Below are 15,370 nucleotides of genomic sequence, written 5' to 3' on the forward strand. Positions count from 1 at the left end.
ATCCTCACCGATGCGGTGGTCAGTCGATGTCCCGGGTACGGGCGAGGAACCAACCGCCACCGGTGAGGATCACGGCCCACAGGGCAAGTCCGAGCGGAGCCCACGGCCACGACGCGAGGTCGCCCGCATCGTCCAATTGTGTCGCGGCCATCGTCGGCAATGTCAGGTTCGACGGCAGCGCGGTTGCCACCGGTCCGAAACCGACTCCGAACAGAATCAGGGACAGCAGTCCTTCACCGAACGGCAGCCAGGCGACGAGCACGATGGCGGCCCAGGTCGGGGATTTGAGCAGCAACCCCAGCCCGGCTCCGATGAGCGACCACAGCACCACGGCGAGCAAGCACGACGCGACGACGCCGATGAAAGCGCCGTCGAGGACGATTTTTCGTTGGCTGAAGATCAGCAGACACACCAGGCTCGCCAGGAGCACGACGAGGCCGTACCCCAGGCCGAACAGGGCGGTGACGATGAGTTTGGCGGCAACGACGCCGTCCCTGCCGCGGGCCGTCAGGAAGCTGGTGGTGATGGTCTTGTGTCGAAACTCGGTTCCGGCGTTGACTGCGCCGAAGATGCCGGCGAACAGGATGGCGGCACCGGCGGCGACGTACAGGCCGATGGAGGCGACTCCGCCGGCGATCTGAAGATCTTCCTCGAACTCGCCCAGCTGGTTCGCGATCACCGAGGTGATGACGGACGCGAACACGCCGACAACGATCGGTGCGATCGCCAGCGCCCACCAGAACTTCAGTGTGGTGACCTTGCGGATCTCTGATGTCAACAGCGCGTTCATCGCGAACCCCCGGTCCAGTTCTGCGGTGGTCCGTAGTTCTGTCGCGGCGGTGAGTACCCCTGGTTGTATCCAGGCGGCGGCCCGTAACCAGGCGGCGGCCTGTATCCCGGAGGCGGTCCGTATGCAGTGGGTTGGACGGGTGCTGCGGTGTACTGACCGGTGGTCATGGAGAGAAACACCTGCTCGAGGTCGACGTGTTCGCTGGTGGTGCCGAAGACCGTGACCCCAGCGTCGGTCGCGATGCGCGTGACAGTTGCAGCGTCGGCACCCGCGACGCCGATGCGGCCGTCGGGCAGCAGTTGGGTGTCGGTGAGTCCGGTGGACGCCAATGCCAGAGCCAGTTTCGCCGGGTCGGACGCGGCGACGAGCACGCGGCTCGGGCGGGTGGATCGCAGCTGAGCGATGGATCCCTGGTACATCAGGGTGCCGGCGCTGACGATGACGAGAGTGTCGACGGTCTGCTCGATCTCGCGCAGGATGTGGCTCGATACCAGGACGGTTCTCCCCGATGCCGCGAACGCTTTGAGGAAGTCTCGAAGCCAGGCGATCCCCTCGGGATCGAGGCCGTTCGCGGGTTCGTCGAGTACGAGGATCTCGGGATCGCCGAGTAGAGCTGTTGCCAACGTCAGTCGCTGACGCATGCCGAGAGAGAACCCGCCTGCTGCGCGGTGCGCGGCGTCGCCCAGACCTACGAGGTTCAGGACGTCGAGGGCGCGGCTGTCGGGTACCCCGATCGCCGCGGTGTAGATCTTCAGGTGGTGCTCGGCGCTGCGTTTGGGGTGCAAACTCAGCGAGTCGAGAACGGCCCCGACGGTACGGGCCGGGTGGGTCGCCGTACGAAACGGAACGCCGTTGACGAGGCCGACGCCCGAAGTCGGGGCGACGAGGCCGAGCAGCATCCGCAGTGTCGTGGACTTGCCGGAGCCGTTCGGCCCGAGAAAGCCGGTGACGGTTCCGCGTGGAACGACGAAGCTCAGGTCCGAGACCGCGCGAACGGTACCGAATTGTTTCGTCAGAGCCTGCGCTTCCAGCGCCGGAGCCGAGTAGCTGGTCATCTGTGCGGTGTCCCCCTGGCCGTCGGTGCACCTCGTGTGCCGGTTGCTTGGCGGCAACCGGTACACGAGGTTACGGGGTGGGACCGACGGGCGGGATGACCCCGGTTTCAGCGATGCAACGCCGCAGCGATCTCCCGGTACGTCTCGAGCGGGTCGGCGTCGTCGGGCAGCGCGTGCAGCGTCACGTGCGACGCGCCGGCGGTGAGGTGTTCGTCGAGTCGAGCAGCGATGGCGTCGGCATCGCCGTGTGCGACGAGGGCATCGATCAGTCGGTCACTGCCGCCGTCGCCGATTTCCTCGTCCGAGTAGCCGAGCCGGTTCAGATTGTTGGTGTAGTTGCGCAGATGCAGGTAGGGGTTGTTCACCGGTGGCCGACCGATCGCGCGTGCCTTCTCCGGATCGGTCTCGAGCACCACCTTGTGCTCGGGAGCGAGAATCTTGTTCGGCCCCACTGCTTCTCGGGCTTCACGGGTGTGTTCGGGAGTGGTCAGATAGGGGTGCGCGCCTGCGGTACGGCTCGCGGCCAGCGCGAGCACCTTGGGGCCGAGCGCGGCGAGGACCCGACGCTCCATCGGGACTCCGGCCTCGTCGAGGTCGTCGAGGTAGCTCACCAACGCGTCGTACGGCTTCCGGTATTCCTGGGTGGCCTCGGGGTGACCGGCACCGATGCCCAGGACGAACCGTCCGGGGTGCTTGCTCTCGATGCGGTGATACGACGCGGCGACATCGGCGGCTGCATCGGACCAGATGTTGACGATGCCGGTGGCGACGACGATGGTGTCCGTGGCGTCGAGGATCTCCTCGGTGGTCGTCAGGTCCGCGGGCGGGGATCCTCCGAGCCAGATGGTCCCGTAGCCGAAGGACTCGATGGCGCGGGACAACTCCGGCGTGAACGCCGAGTGGAGTCGCCAGACGCCGTACTTGCCGAGTTCAGGTGTGGAAGTCATATTCGAAGTCAACGCAGCAGCCTCTCGAAGATTCCGGGCATTCTCACTCGTCCGGGTCGATGATGCGATTTTCCGGGAACCGTGCGGGCGGCGGACCGAAGGCATCACGGGCGTTCTTGATGACGCCTTTGCCGACCACTCGGTTGCCCGCGCCGCCGATCGCCGCGCCGATTCCTGCGGGGAGCATCTTGCCGACCAGCAGTGCGCTGCGTTTGGCCAGGTATTTGGTGACGAACTTCTTCACCAGCGATTTGTTCATGCTGGACATCGAGCCGCCCGGAATGCGTGAGGTGATGAGCGGGCCCCAGTTCTTGGCTGTCTTGCCCACGGTTCGTTGAACGATCTGCATGCCCGATTCGCCCAGTGCCACCGACAGCACCAGAGCGCGTCGCTGCTGGTGATTCTCGACGGGAATGCCGTGCACGGATGCGACCGACAGCGTCAGCAGAGCCGACGACTCGATGAAGAAGGCGGTCTCGGCGCCGACCGCGGCGAGCGATGCGACCGTACCGATTCCGGGGACCGCCGCTGCGCCTCCCACTGCCGATCCGCTGCCGGTGACCGCCAGCAGGAATCGCTTCTCGAGCCGTTCGATGATCTGGGCCGGGGTGTCGTACGGGTGTGCTCGACGCACGTGCGCGACGTATTTGTCGACGGCGGGTCCCTGTAGGCGGCTGGCGTTGTCCAGGATGTTGACCAGGGCCCGTTCGAGCTTGCCTCCGCTCGAGATCTCGACCTGAGCGTCGTCCTTCTTGCCTGCCATCGATACCTCTTTCGGTTGCGAGCGTCGGTGACGCTGGTCGGGGGAGTTACCCGCGAATTCCTCGTTGCACACGTTCGGGGCAATTTAGACTGGTGGCGTGCAGATTCCTGCGAGCGAGGTGGTGTCCGGTGGCGCGCGCCGCGTCGGGGTGCAGGCGTGTTCGAGACTCTGTCGAGCGGCGTTGCCGGTGACGATCCGCGCGGCCGACGAGGAAGGTATGGCGTCATGACGACACACGTTTGGCCCACTCTGAAGTACGAGAACGCACGCGACGCGATTCGATTCATCGTCGACGTGTTGGGATTCGAGGAGCGCGCGGTTCACGGCGAAGGCGACCGCGTCGATCATGCGGAACTGCGCTGGCCCGACGGCGGCGGGGTGATGCTGGGCAGTGTTCGCGATGGGAGTGCCATCGGCGAATTGCCGCCGGGTGTCGGGTCGATCTACATCGTCACCGACGACCCCGACGGCATCCACGATCGCGTCGTCGCGGCGGGCGGCACCGTCACGCAGGGCCTGCGCGAGGAGGACTACGGCAGCCGCGGCTTCACCTGCCGCGACGCCGAGGGGGTCTACTGGAGCTTCGGTACCTACGCCGGGGCATAGCCGTCACTGTTACACCCAGTGCTCGTGCGGGACCAGTTCGTTCGGCTTCGGCGGCTGCGGCGCGGTGCCGTCGCCGAAGGGCGATCCGCCGAGTGATTCACGTCCGTGCGGTTCGAGCCAGCCGGCCAGATCGGGCCCCTTCGGCACGATGCCCGACGGATTGATGTCGATGTGCACCTCGTAGTAGTGCCGCTTGATGTGATCGAAGTCGACGGTGTCACCGAATCCGGGGGTCTGGAACAGGTCGCGTGCGTAGTTCCACAGCACCGGCATCTCGGTGAGCTTGCTGCGGTTGCACTTGAAGTGGCCGTGATAGACGGGATCGAAACGAACGAGGGTGGTGAACAGTCGCACGTCGGCCTCGGTGATGTGCTCGCCGACGAGATACCGCCGGGTGGACAGCCGTTCGACGAGCCAGTCGAGGCGAGCGAACAGGCGGTCGTACGCCTTCTCGTATGCCTCTTGCGAGCCGGCGAATCCGCAGCGGTAGACGCCGTTGTTCACATCCTTGAACACCAGATCGGCCACCTCGTCGATCTCGCCGCGGAGCGCCTCCGGGTACAGATCGGGCGCGCCCTCGCGGTGGTACTGCGTCCACTCGGTGCTGAGGTCGAGGGTGATCTGTGGGTAGTCGTTGGTGACGACCTGGCCGGTGGGAACGTCGACGATCGCCGGCACGGTGATGCCTCGTTCGTAGTCCGGGAACCGTGCGAAGTAGGCGTCCTGCAGCCGAGGGATCTGTAGAACCGAGTCGACGCCGCCCGGCTCCTCCTGGAAGTTCCAGCTGCGCGGGTCGTGGGTCGGACCCGGAATGCCAAGGGACAGAACATCTTCGAGTCCGAGGAGTCGACGCACGATGATGGATCGATGGGCCCACGGGCAGGCCCGCGCCGCGATCAACCGGTAACGCCCGGGCTCCACCGGGTATCCGTCCCGGCCGTCGGCGGTGATGCGCGTCGGGATGTAGTTGGTATCGCGCTTGAATTCCTCGCCCGGCTTCACGTAGGTGGCGTCCTCGGCCATGATCGAACTCCTCACATCGGTCGGTTTCACGAACGCTACCCAGTCCGGACCGGATTCAAGCGCCTAGGTTCGACGCACGGCGGTGTGGCAGGCACCGATCTCCACGTAGTCGAGCCGGGCGGCAAGGCGTCGAGCGGTCGTGTTCTCCGGTCGCGCGCGCCACTGCGGTATCAGGCCGTCGTCGATGGCATCGTTGGTCGCGAGCCTCCCGACGACCGCGGCGTATCCGTGTCGTCGGTGGTCCGGGTCGGTGAGAACGCGCATGTCGGCCAGGATCATGTTTTCTTCCGAGTACCCCGCCGAGGCCAGGGATCGCGCCGAATCCGCGGGTCGGTCGTCTCCGAGCAAAGTGAACCAGTGCCGCGACACCGGCTCGCCGAATGCCTCCGTCACGTCGGCCTCGCTGCAGTGCTCCGCCAGAGCGCGGGCGTGCTCCGCGTCGTGGGAGATCAGCGGATCGTGGACGTCGATGGTGTGGCCGATCTCGGATCCGTAGGCCAGCGTGTGGGAGTCGATCTCGTACTGCTCGACGCGATCGCCCAGCAGCGTCGACAACCACGTCCGACCGGTGTCTGCCTGGCCCTCGACGCCGCGTGCGGCGTCCACGGCCCAGGAAGGACCGACGATCAGAGTGGTCTGCGCCAGTCGGAGTACGACGATGTTCTCGGTGTCGGTCCGATGTTCGACGCGGTCCGCGGTGGTGTCGAGGGCACGGTCGTCCAACGACAGCCGTCGGCACCAGGCGAGTCGGACGATGTCGAGTCGGTGGGGATCGAATCGGTCGGCATCGTAGGCAGGCAATTCCACGGTTCGACAGTAGCGACGGCACTTGAACCGACGGGCTGCGGCAGCTGTGGCGGCATTTCTGTTTCACCGTCCCAAAGCAATCTTTCGAACTTTTTCGCCCCCGGTGTTTCGCTCAGCGCCGATAGATGGCAGACTCGGTTTTGAGATTAGAGCTTCGACGTGAAGATCTAGCTCGCTTACAGAAGGTTTACAGAATGACGCAGGGCAGTGTGAAGTGGTTCAACGGCGAAAAGGGCTTCGGCTTCATCGAGCAGGATGGTGGCGGACCGGACGTTTTCGTTCATTACTCGGAGATTCAGGGTAGCGGCTTCAAGTCGCTCGACGAGGGCCAGCGCGTGGAGTTCGAGGTGGGCCAGGGTCAGAAGGGCCCCCAGGCTACCGGCGTCCGCGCCATCTGATTCAAGCTTCGTAACCCGATTTCTCCTGGTGGACTGAAACTCTAGACTTTTTCAGCACCAGAAACTCGGTGATAAGGCCGGATACACGGAAGTAATTCCGAGTATCCGGCCTTCGTCTGTTCGCTGAGGGCATCGACCGCGGTCGGTGCCCATTCTGCGTCGAAAGACGCCTTTGTCCCCTGGTGGGCGCATTGTCCGGGTTGCTCCGAGGCTACCGCCGGCCCTATATTCCAGTTGGAATAATTCGTGCGGGATAGGTGACAGGGGGATCGATGCGAGCCGGAACCGTCAATCCGCTGGGCGTCTCGATTCTGGCTCTGCTCTCGGAGGGCCCGATGCATCCCTACGAGATGTATCAATTGCTGCTCTCCCGCAAGGAAGATCGAATCGTCAAGATTCGCCCGGGTTCGCTCTATCACGCGGTCGCACGTCTGCACGAGCAGGAACTGGTCGACGAGGTCGGAACCGACCGGGGTGGCAACCGTCCGGAGCGCACCACCTATCGGATCACCTCGGCCGGACGGCACGTGCTGACCGATCGGCTGACCGAAATTCTGAGAACCCCGGTGCGGGAATACCCGCAGTTCGTCCTCGGCCTGTCCGAAATGCACAACCTACCCGCATCCGACGCGACCGCCCTGTTGCGGGAGCGAATCGTGGACCTGACCGCGGACATCGACGAACTGTCGGGCTATCAACAGCTCGCAGCAGATCGCCAGATATCCGAAATCTATTGGGCCGGAATCGATTACATTCACCACATGCTGCGCGCAGAAGTGCAGTGGCTGACGCGCTACCTTGATCGGATCGACAGCGGCGAGCTCGACTGGCCGCATCACATCTCCGCACATCACACGAACCCGACTTCGGGGATAGGGAGCGCTACATGAATTCCGTCGAGACTGCCCCGTCGCAGCACGAGATCAGACCGTGGCCGGCGCTGTGGGCACTGTGCTTGGGCTTCTTCATGATCCTGGTGGACACGACGATCGTCGCGGTCGCGCAACCTGCGATCCTCACCGGGCTGAACACCGACATCAACAACGTCATCTGGGTCACCAGCGCGTATCTCCTCGCCTACGCCGTTCCACTGCTGGTCACGGGCCGATTGGGCGACAAGTTCGGTCCTCGGAATCTGTACATCGCCGGCCTGGTGCTGTTCACCCTCGCGTCCGTGTGGTGTGGACTGTCGGGATCGATTGAGATGCTCATCGCTGCCCGCGCGGTTCAGGGCCTCGGCGCGGCGATGATCACCCCGCAGACGATGGCGGTGATCACTCGCGTGTTCCCGGCGGAAAAGCGCGGAACGGCGATGGGGGCATGGGGTGCCGTTGCAGGCGTCGCAACGCTCGTCGGGCCGATTCTCGGCGGTGTGCTGGTCGACTCGCTCGGCTGGGAATGGATCTTCTTCATCAACGTGCCGGTGGGCATTCTCGCAATTGCGTTGGCGCTGAAGTTCGTTCCGGTGTTACCGACCCACGATCACAAGTTCGATCTAGTAGGCGTTGCGCTCAGCGCCGTCGGACTCTTCTGCATCGTTTTCGGTATCCAGGAGGGTCAGAAGTACGACTGGGGTACCGGCGTGTGGATTCTCATCGGTGTCGGTCTGCTCGTCTTCGCGGGGTTCGTCTACTGGCAGTCCGTGAATACCAGCGAGCCGCTGGTGCCCTTGGCCCTGTTCCGCGACCGCAACTTCTCGCTGTCCAATATCGGTATCGCCGCAATGGGTTTCGCGATGTCCGGCATGATGCTGCCGATCATGTTCTACGCGCAGAGCGTCACCGGTCTGACGCCCACCCGGTCGGCACTGCTGTTCGTTCCGATGGCGCTGCTGACCGGACTGCTCGCACCCAATATCGGCAAGCTCGTCGACAAGACGCATCCGCGGTACATCGCCGGATCGGGACTGTTCATCCTCGCCGCGTCGCTGCTGTGGTTCGCCTACGAGATGACGCCGACGACGGCCATCTGGAAGTTGCTGCTCCCCGTCGCTGCAATGGGTGTGGCGAATGCGTTGATCTGGTCTCCGTTGGCAGCGACGGCCACTCGTAATCTTCCGATGAGCCAGGCGGGCGCGGGTTCGGGAATTTACAACACCACCCGCATGATCGGGTCCGTGCTCGGCAGCGCGGGCATCGGCGCGCTCATTCAATCGCGCTTGGCCGCCGAACTACCTACCGGTGGATCGGCTTCGGGGGCAAACGAATTCGCGGGCCGAGTGCCCGAGATGCTGCGTGACGGCTTCACCACCGCCATGGCGCAGTCGCTGATCCTCCCCGCCGTCGTGCTCCTGGTCGGCATGGTCGCGGTCTGCTTCTACGCCCGTCCCGCGTTCAAGAAACCCATGTGAGTGGAACCTCGACCCCTGCTACGAAGTTCCACTCACATGCGGCGAAGCCGCTCTACAGCCCCAGATCCCGGCCGATCAGTTCCTTCATGATTTCGTTCGATCCGGCCCAGATCTTGGTCACGCGAGCGTCTTTCCACGCGCGGGCGGCGCGGTATTCGTTCATGAATCCGTAGCCGCCGTGCAGCTGGACGCAGTGGTCGAGAATTTCGTTCTGCACCTGCGAGCTCCACCATTTGGCCTTGGCTGCGTCGATGGCCGTCAGCTCGCCCTGGCCGTGGGCGACGATGCAGTTGTCGATGTATGCCTGCGCCACATCGAGTTTGGTGACGAGCTCGGCGAGCAGGAACTTGTTCCACTGCAGCGAGCCGATCTGCTGACCGAATGCCTTGCGGTCCTTGGCGTACTGCAGCGTCTCTTCGAGAATGGGCCGTACGTGTCCGAGGTTGGCCACCGAGCAGCTGATGCGTTCCTGGGGGAGCAGCTGCATCATGTGGATGAAGCCGCCGTCGAATTCGCCGATCATGTTGGCGCTGGGTACTCGCACGTTCTCGAAGAACAGTTCCGCGGTGTCGGATTCGGGCTGGCCGACCTTGTCGAGTTTGCGGCCGCGGGTGAATCCTTCGGTTCCGTTCTCGACGGCGAACAGCGTGATGCCCTTCGCCTTCTTCTCGGGCGTGGTGCGCGTGGCGACGATGACGAGGTCGGCGGAATTACCGTTGGTGATGAACGTCTTCGAGCCGTTGATGATGAAGTCGTCGCCGTCCTTGACGGCGGTGGTCTTCAGCGCGGCGAGGTCCGAGCCGCCGGAAGGTTCCGTCATGGCGATGGCGGTGAGGATCTCGCCGCTGCAGAACCCGGGCAGCCAGCGCTTCTTCTGCTCCTCGGTGGTGAGCTTGACGAGGTAGGGCGCGACGATGTCGACGTGGATACCGAAGCACGACGCCACCGCGGCACTCGAGCGGGCGAGTTCCTCACCGAGGACGGCGTTGAATCGGTAGTCCTCGGCTCCGCTGCCGCCGTATTCCTCGGGTACTTCGAGGCCGAGGAATCCGTTGCGTCCTGCTTCGAGCCAGATTTCACGGTCGATGTATCGCTGTTCGACCAGCTTCTCCTCCACCGGCGTGATGGTCCTGGTGACGAACTCGCGTACCGATGCGCGGAAGTCGTCGTGGTCGGACTCGAACAGGCTGCGCTTCACTTACTTGTTCCTCTCGGTAACGGCTAATACGCGAACAATACTCGTTGGTAACAACGCCCCGGAACGCGTGTGGCACTATGCGAGGATGGCTGACGCACCTACCTCGCTCGTTCGATCGACCACTGCGGCCGGTGCCGAGGTCGCTGTCCTGACCTTCGATCACGGCCCCCTCAACCTGTTCGATCAGGCGATGTTCGACGCGGTGGCCGCGAATGTCGCCGATCTGGCCGCGAATCCGCCGCGTGCGGTGCTGCTGCGTGCCGAGGGCAAGGTCAACTCCGCGGGCGTCGACGTGCACGTGTTCGAGGGATTGTCTGCTGCCGAAGGCGCCGATCTGTGGCGTGGTTTGTTCGCCGGCATCATTCATCCGCTCGAGGCGTTGCCGTGCCCGGTGATCTACGCCGCGCACGGTTTGACGCTCACCGCGGCGTTCGAGATCTCGCTGGCCTGCGACATCGTTCTCGCCGGGCCCAAGGCCAAGTTCGGTCTGGTCGAGACCGTCGTCGGGTTGACGCCGTCGATGGGCGGACCGCAGCGTCTGGCCGAGCGGGCAGGGTCGGGTCGGGCACGTGAATTCGTCATGACCGGAGATCTCTACGACGCCCAGACGTTGAAGGAGTGGGGCGTGGTCAACCAGATCCACGACGACGTCGATGCCGCGGCGCTCGCGTTGACACACCGACTGGCCGACGGCCCTACCGTCGCCCATGCGGCGACGAAACAGATTGTGGCCGCGTGGCGTTCGGGCGGTGTGGCGCACGCGGACGACATCACGTCGGAGGTCTCGGGCGCATTGTTCGAGACCGAGGATCTGCGCGGTGCGGTGACGAGCTTCCTCGAGGTCGGCCCTGGTAAGGCGACGTACACCGGCAAGTAGAATCGTATGAGTGAGTAATGATCAACTGGCCGAACTGCACCTCCACATCGAAGGGTCGCTCGAGCCTCCGCTGATCTTCGATCTTGCCGAGCGCAACGCAATCACGCTGCCGTACAACGATATCGACGAATTGCAGGCGAAGTACGAGTTCACCGACCTGCAGTCCTTCCTCGATCTGTACTACGCGAACATGGCCGTGTTACGCACCGCCGAGGACTTCGCCGATCTGGCGCGCGCGTACTTCCGCCGCACCGCGCAGGCCGGGGTGACGCATGCGGAGATCTTCTTCGATCCACAGGCGCACACCGAGCGCGGTGTACCGCTCCAGGCCGTCGTCGAGGGATTGGCCGACGCCTGCGCGACCAGTGAGCGCGAATTCGGCGTCACCAGCGGGTTGATCGCGTCGATTCTGCGAGACAAGCCGGTGCTGCACGCCAACCAATTGCTCGACGACCTGTTGGCGATGAAGGCACCGATCATCGGCCTCGGTCTCGACTCCGCCGAGGTCGGCTACCCGCCGTCGCTGTTCGTCGACGTGTTCGCGAAGGCACGCGCCGAGGGCCTGCACGTGGTCGCCCACGCCGGTGAGGAAGGCCCGCCCGACTACATCTGGCAGGCGCTGGATCTGCTGAAGGTCGAGCGCATCGATCACGGCGTGCGATGCCTGGAAGACGAGGCGTTGGTGAATCGACTTGTCGAGGAACAGATTCCGCTCACCGTCTGCCCGTTGTCCAACGTTCGGCTCAAGGTGATCGACGACGTCGCGCAGTTGCCGCTACGGCAGATGCTCGACTGTGGGTTGTCGGTGTCGATCAATTCCGACGACCCCGCTTATTTCGGCGGGTACGTCGACGACAACTTCTCCGCGCTGGAAGAGGGCATGGGTCTGACCGCGGACGAGCGCACACAGTTGGCGGAGAATTCGGTTCGCGCCAGCTTCGCGACAACCTGAATCAGTTCGCCGTCACCGAAATCTTCGGGTAGCCGGTTGCTCCGTCGGGGACGGTGTCTGCAGTCTTGTTGGTCTGCAGCTCCCCGGCGGAGTTGGTAGCCCGGGCGCGGATCGCGTGCTGGCCCGCCGGCAGGTCGAGCTCGATCATCCACTGCCGCCACGTGTCCTTGGAGTACTCCTCCGACAGGGTTGCCGGCACCCAATTGCCCTCGTCCACTTGTACTTCCACGGCCTCGATGCCGGTGTGCTGATCCCAGGCGACGCCCGCGAACACGGTCTTTCCCGCGGACACGGAGCTGCCCGAGCGCGGGGTGTCGATGCGGGCAGCGGTCTTGATCGGACCGAGTACGCCCCAGCCGCGGTCGGTCCAGTATGCCGTCACCTTGTCGAATCGGGTGATCTCGATGTCGGTGACCCACTTGGTGGCCGAGACGTATCCGTACAGTCCGGGCACGACCAGTCGGGCCGGGTAACCGTGCTCCACGGGTAGCGGGGCGCCGTTCATCCCGACGGCCAACAGTGCGTCCCGGCCGTCGAGCAGCACCTCGAGGGGAGTGCCCGCGGTGAAGGCGTCGCTGCTGGACGACAGGGCCATGTCGGCGTCGGGGGAGATACCCGCTTCTTCGAGGATGTCCTTCAGTGGGTAGCCGATCCACGTCGCGTTGCCGACGAGGTCGCCGCCGACGATGTTGGACACGCACGTCAACGTGACTGTTTTCTCCACCGCCTGACGCTGCGCCAGATCGGCGAACGTCAACTCGATCTCGCGGTCCACCATGCCGTGGATCCGCAGCGACCACGTATCCGACGCGACGCGTGGCACGACCAACGCGGTGTCGATGCGGTAGAAGTCCTCGTTCGGGGTGATGTACGACGCGAGGCCGTCGATCTTCAGGTCCGCCCCCGCCGGTATCGGCGTTTGCGGCGTCGGGGTCGGGAGCATGAAGCCGAGTCGATCGGCGGTGACCGCTCGCGCCGAGGTGAGCATTCGTCCGGCCGTCCCTGCGACGACTCCGAGTACTGCGGCACCGGCGGCGAGGGTCAGAAAACTGCGTCGGTTCATTCCGTCGGTCGCCGGGGTGGCGGATCCGATGAGGGCGTGCAGCACGACGATGCCGACGATGACGCCGCCGATGGTCGGGACTGCGTAGAACACCGTCGCGTCGGGTCGGGTCACCGCGGCGAGGACGCCGATTACGCCCAGGGCGGCGAACACCGCGGCCCCGATCGGTTTGCGAGCGATTCCTGCCGCGGCGGCGATAGCACCGATGACCACGGCCATGCCGATGAACAGGGCGAGCTTGTCGGAGGTGCCGAACGTGTCGATGGCCCATTCACGGACCGGTGCCGGACTGTTGTCGACCGCCGAGGATCCGACGGCCGTCAGTGGTGACGAGTTCGGTCCGATGGGGACGGCGATCAATTCGCCGACGCCGAGGACGACTCCGGCGGCGATGATGCCGGACAGCGCGCGTTTTCCTGTGCTCACCGAGTCCAATGTAAGCGAACTCGTCGTGCGCGGTATTTCGTAGCAGGGTACGAGATACCGCTCACGACAGCAGGTGGTCCAGATAGTCGTTGCGGAACAGCTGCGTCGGGTCCAGTGAATCTCGGATGCGCAGGAAGTCGTCGAAGTGTTCGTAGGAATCACGCAGTTCGGCGCTGCCGAGAGAGTGCAGTTTGCCCCAGTGCGGTCGACCTCCGACGCTGCGGCAGATGGCTTCGACAGCGTCGAAGTACTCGCGGTGATCACGCCGGTGGTACTGGTGCACGGCGATGTACGCCGTCGGACGCCCGGATGCCGTGGACAGCCAGATGTCGTCGGCGGCCGCGAACCGCACCTCGACGGGGAACGCGATGGAGATCGCCGAACGCTCGAGCCAGCGATCCACCTCGCGCAGCACCCAGGCGATCTCGGAGACGGGCACGGCGTATTCCATCTCGACGAACTTGACCGTCCGCGACGACGCGAACACCCGGTACGAGCGGTCGGTGTACTCGCGAGCCGACAGTGCTCGGGCCGAGACCGCGTTCACCCTGGGAATCAACGCAGGCACTCGCGTCACCACTCGGTTGAGGCCCTCGAAGACCGTGTTGGACAGCAGTTCGTCGTCGAGATATGAGCGCACCTTGCCCAGCGGACGCAGATCGGTGTCACCGGGCAGGCGGGTGTTGCGTTTGGTGAGCACCCGATCGGTGTGCGGAAACCAATAGAACTCGAAATGGTCGACGCCGGCGACGGTGGCATCGAGATCACGCAGCGTCGCCGTCAGCGTCGACGGCGTCTCGACGGCCTGCAGCGCGAACGCCGCGACGCAGTTCAACGTCACACGCGTGATGACGCCGAGAGCGCCGAGACCGATGCGGGCCGCGTCGAACAGTTCTGTGTTCTCGTCTCGGGAGCACTGCACCGACTGTCCGTCTGCGGTCACCAGCTCCAGCGCGTGCACCTGGGTGGCGATGCCGCCGAATCCGGCACCGGTTCCGTGAGTGCCCGTCGAGATGGCCCCGGCGACGGACTGCTCGTCGATGTCGCCCAGATTGGTCATCGCCAGCCCGAGCTCCCACAACCGCGCCGACAACTCCCGGAGTCGAGTGCCGGCCAGCACCGTCACCTGGGCAGATCCGTCGTCGGCGCGTTCGACGGATTCGATACCGCTCAGCGCGTCCAAGACGATCTGGATACCGTCGGTGACGGCAATGGGAGTGAAGGAATGCCCTGCCCCGACGCAGCGCACCGGCAGAGACCGTTCGGCGGCATCGCGCAGAATCGCACGCAGCTCCTCGACCGACGAGGGCTCGGCTCGACGTGCCGGGAATGCATGTTGATTGCCCGCCCAGTTCTGCCACGACCGCTCGATCATCGAAACACTATCTCGCAGCGCGCTCCCCTGGGGCAATCCAAGGCACAGATGTCGACCGCGACCTAGTATCGGGTCATGCAATCGAGGCTGCCCGCCGACGTGCGCCGCGCACAACTGGTGCAGTCGGCAATCGACGTCGCCGAGCGGGTCGGTATCGAGTCGCTCACCGTTCGGGCGCTGTCGGAATATGCCGACGTCACCAAAGGCATCGTGCAATACCACTTCGAGACCAAGCAGGATCTGGTGATCGCGATGGGCGAGCACCTCATCGTCGACGTCACCGAGATACTGCACGCCGCGTTGGACAGCGCGGTCGGAACACACGAACTACCCGGTGTTCGGGGGCTGCGCGAGCTGGTGCACAGCGGGCTGAGCGCGGTGTGGCTGCTTATTGAGAAATCGCACGGTCGTCAGCTGTTGGCGTACGAGATCAAGACGTATCTGTTGCGGCATCGCGCACTGGGTTCGGCCACGGCCGCCGAGATCGCCAGCGGGCAGTATCGAATCCGGGATTCCGAGGCGCAGCTGTTCTTCGAGAATTGTTCCGACCACACCGGCACGCGGTGGCTCGAACCGGTGGAGTCGATCGCCCGCTTCGGGATGGCGACTCTCGACGGTTTGGTGCTGCGGTGGTTGGTCGACGGCGACGATCTCGAAGTGTTGGCCCAGATCGACGACCTGTCCGGGTTGATCGCCGCGAAGGCAGAAGATCGCTGAGTGGAAAACCGCTCGACGGGACT

At 64.5% G+C, this 15,370-nt stretch carries 17 protein-coding genes; 8 read left to right on the top strand and 9 right to left on the bottom strand.

The window, feature by feature from the left end:
* Positions 1-19: 19 nt before the first annotated feature.
* From ASH04_RS05140 to ASH04_RS05155, 4 genes are all read right to left on the bottom strand, one after another.
* Positions 20-778 (bottom strand): hypothetical protein, encoded by a 759-nt coding sequence (locus ASH04_RS05140; RefSeq protein WP_235579927.1) that lies wholly within the window; start codon positions 776-778, stop codon positions 20-22.
* A gap of 8 nt (positions 779-786) precedes the next feature.
* Positions 787-1,845: an ATP-binding cassette domain-containing protein gene (locus tag ASH04_RS05145; protein WP_032365399.1), complete on the bottom strand. Its 1,059-nt coding sequence runs from the start codon at positions 1,843-1,845 to the stop codon at positions 787-789.
* Positions 1,846-1,952: 107 nt separating this feature from the next.
* Entirely contained in the window at positions 1,953-2,792 is an 840-nt protein-coding gene (locus ASH04_RS05150; protein ID WP_032365400.1) for an LLM class F420-dependent oxidoreductase, read from the bottom strand.
* Positions 2,793-2,835: 43 nt separating this feature from the next.
* Positions 2,836-3,555, bottom strand: a complete 720-nt coding sequence (locus tag ASH04_RS05155; protein WP_057472861.1) for a hypothetical protein — start codon at positions 3,553-3,555, stop codon at positions 2,836-2,838.
* 97 nt (positions 3,556-3,652) lie between these two features.
* On the opposite strand from ASH04_RS05155, the gene ASH04_RS27410 reads away from it, so the two are divergent.
* Together ASH04_RS27410 and ASH04_RS05160 are read left to right on the top strand one after the other, a co-directional pair.
* Positions 3,653-3,784 carry a hypothetical protein gene (locus tag ASH04_RS27410; protein ID WP_268793665.1) on the top strand — a complete coding sequence of 44 codons (132 nt, stop codon included), beginning with the start codon at positions 3,653-3,655 and terminating at the stop codon, positions 3,782-3,784.
* Positions 3,781-4,161 carry a VOC family protein gene (locus ASH04_RS05160; protein ID WP_057472950.1) on the top strand — a complete coding sequence of 127 codons (381 nt, stop codon included), beginning with the start codon at positions 3,781-3,783 and terminating at the stop codon, positions 4,159-4,161. Before ASH04_RS27410 ends, ASH04_RS05160 begins: the two co-directional genes overlap by 4 nt.
* A 9-nt stretch (positions 4,162-4,170) precedes the next feature.
* Here the strand turns inward: ASH04_RS05160 and ASH04_RS05165 are convergent, their stop codons facing one another.
* Positions 4,171-5,184: a glutathione S-transferase family protein gene (locus ASH04_RS05165; RefSeq protein ID WP_057472862.1), complete on the bottom strand. Its 1,014-nt coding sequence runs from the start codon at positions 5,182-5,184 to the stop codon at positions 4,171-4,173.
* 63 nt (positions 5,185-5,247) lie between these two features.
* A complete protein-coding gene (locus ASH04_RS05170) occupies positions 5,248-5,991 on the bottom strand; it encodes a GNAT family N-acetyltransferase (RefSeq protein ID WP_082519156.1) in 744 nt (247 codons plus the stop codon).
* Positions 5,992-6,185: 194 nt separating this feature from the next.
* On the opposite strand from ASH04_RS05170, the gene ASH04_RS05175 reads away from it, so the two are divergent.
* From ASH04_RS05175 to ASH04_RS05185, 3 genes are all read left to right on the top strand, one after another.
* On the top strand, positions 6,186-6,389 hold the full coding sequence (locus tag ASH04_RS05175; protein WP_008714360.1) for a cold-shock protein: 204 nt from the start codon (positions 6,186-6,188) through the stop codon (positions 6,387-6,389).
* 272 nt (positions 6,390-6,661) lie between these two features.
* Positions 6,662-7,279, top strand: a complete 618-nt coding sequence (locus ASH04_RS05180) for a PadR family transcriptional regulator (RefSeq protein WP_052054800.1) — start codon at positions 6,662-6,664, stop codon at positions 7,277-7,279.
* The gene (locus ASH04_RS05185) at positions 7,276-8,739 is read left to right on the top strand and encodes a DHA2 family efflux MFS transporter permease subunit (RefSeq protein WP_057472863.1); all 1,464 of its coding nucleotides are present in this window, start codon (positions 7,276-7,278) and stop codon (positions 8,737-8,739) included. Before ASH04_RS05180 ends, ASH04_RS05185 begins: the two co-directional genes overlap by 4 nt.
* Positions 8,740-8,791: 52 nt before the next feature.
* Here ASH04_RS05185 and ASH04_RS05190 read toward each other — a convergent pair whose 3' ends face one another.
* Positions 8,792-9,937, bottom strand: a complete 1,146-nt coding sequence (locus ASH04_RS05190; protein ID WP_027498008.1) for an acyl-CoA dehydrogenase family protein — start codon at positions 9,935-9,937, stop codon at positions 8,792-8,794.
* An 85-nt stretch (positions 9,938-10,022) separates the two neighbouring features.
* Between ASH04_RS05190 and ASH04_RS05195 the strand changes: the two genes are divergently transcribed.
* Together ASH04_RS05195 and ASH04_RS05200 are read left to right on the top strand one after the other, a co-directional pair.
* Positions 10,023-10,814: an enoyl-CoA hydratase/isomerase family protein gene (locus ASH04_RS05195; protein WP_032382504.1), complete on the top strand. Its 792-nt coding sequence runs from the start codon at positions 10,023-10,025 to the stop codon at positions 10,812-10,814.
* Between the two features lie 10 nt (positions 10,815-10,824).
* Positions 10,825-11,766: an adenosine deaminase gene (locus tag ASH04_RS05200; RefSeq protein ID WP_057472864.1), complete on the top strand. Its 942-nt coding sequence runs from the start codon at positions 10,825-10,827 to the stop codon at positions 11,764-11,766.
* Position 11,767: 1 nt separating this feature from the next.
* Here the strand turns inward: ASH04_RS05200 and ASH04_RS05205 are convergent, their stop codons facing one another.
* Positions 11,768-13,255 carry a molybdopterin-dependent oxidoreductase gene (locus ASH04_RS05205; protein ID WP_057472952.1) on the bottom strand — a complete coding sequence of 496 codons (1,488 nt, stop codon included), beginning with the start codon at positions 13,253-13,255 and terminating at the stop codon, positions 11,768-11,770.
* Between the two features lie 61 nt (positions 13,256-13,316).
* Positions 13,317-14,630 (bottom strand): D-arabinono-1,4-lactone oxidase, encoded by a 1,314-nt coding sequence (locus ASH04_RS05210; protein WP_057472865.1) that lies wholly within the window; start codon positions 14,628-14,630, stop codon positions 13,317-13,319.
* Between the two features lie 75 nt (positions 14,631-14,705).
* Here ASH04_RS05210 and ASH04_RS05215 point away from each other — a divergent pair, with 75 nt between their 5' ends.
* On the top strand, positions 14,706-15,347 hold the full coding sequence (locus ASH04_RS05215; RefSeq protein WP_027498003.1) for a TetR/AcrR family transcriptional regulator: 642 nt from the start codon (positions 14,706-14,708) through the stop codon (positions 15,345-15,347).
* Positions 15,348-15,370: the final 23 nt, after the last annotated feature.

Source organism: Rhodococcus sp. Leaf233 (genome assembly GCF_001426165.1).
GTDB lineage: Bacteria > Actinomycetota > Actinomycetes > Mycobacteriales > Mycobacteriaceae > Rhodococcoides > Rhodococcoides fascians.

Bases quoted from the DNA above. Each gene is read 5' to 3' on its own strand.
- ASH04_RS05180 (WP_052054800.1), top strand. From the start codon at position 6,662: ATGCGAGCCGGAACCGTCAATCCGCTGGGCGTCTCGATTCTGGCTCTG.
- ASH04_RS05215 (WP_027498003.1), top strand. From the start codon at position 14,706: ATGCAATCGAGGCTGCCCGCCGACGTGCGCCGCGCACAACTGGTGCAG.
- ASH04_RS05160 (WP_057472950.1), top strand. From the start codon at position 3,781: ATGACGACACACGTTTGGCCCACTCTGAAGTACGAGAACGCACGCGAC.
- ASH04_RS05150 (WP_032365400.1), bottom strand. From the start codon at position 2,792: ATGACTTCCACACCTGAACTCGGCAAGTACGGCGTCTGGCGACTCCAC.
- ASH04_RS05155 (WP_057472861.1), bottom strand. From the start codon at position 3,555: ATGGCAGGCAAGAAGGACGACGCTCAGGTCGAGATCTCGAGCGGAGGC.
- ASH04_RS05185 (WP_057472863.1), top strand. From the start codon at position 7,276: ATGAATTCCGTCGAGACTGCCCCGTCGCAGCACGAGATCAGACCGTGG.
- ASH04_RS05165 (WP_057472862.1), bottom strand. From the start codon at position 5,184: ATGGCCGAGGACGCCACCTACGTGAAGCCGGGCGAGGAATTCAAGCGC.
- ASH04_RS05175 (WP_008714360.1), top strand. From the start codon at position 6,186: ATGACGCAGGGCAGTGTGAAGTGGTTCAACGGCGAAAAGGGCTTCGGC.
- ASH04_RS05195 (WP_032382504.1), top strand. From the start codon at position 10,023: ATGGCTGACGCACCTACCTCGCTCGTTCGATCGACCACTGCGGCCGGT.
- ASH04_RS05210 (WP_057472865.1), bottom strand. From the start codon at position 14,630: ATGATCGAGCGGTCGTGGCAGAACTGGGCGGGCAATCAACATGCATTC.
- ASH04_RS05145 (WP_032365399.1), bottom strand. From the start codon at position 1,845: ATGACCAGCTACTCGGCTCCGGCGCTGGAAGCGCAGGCTCTGACGAAA.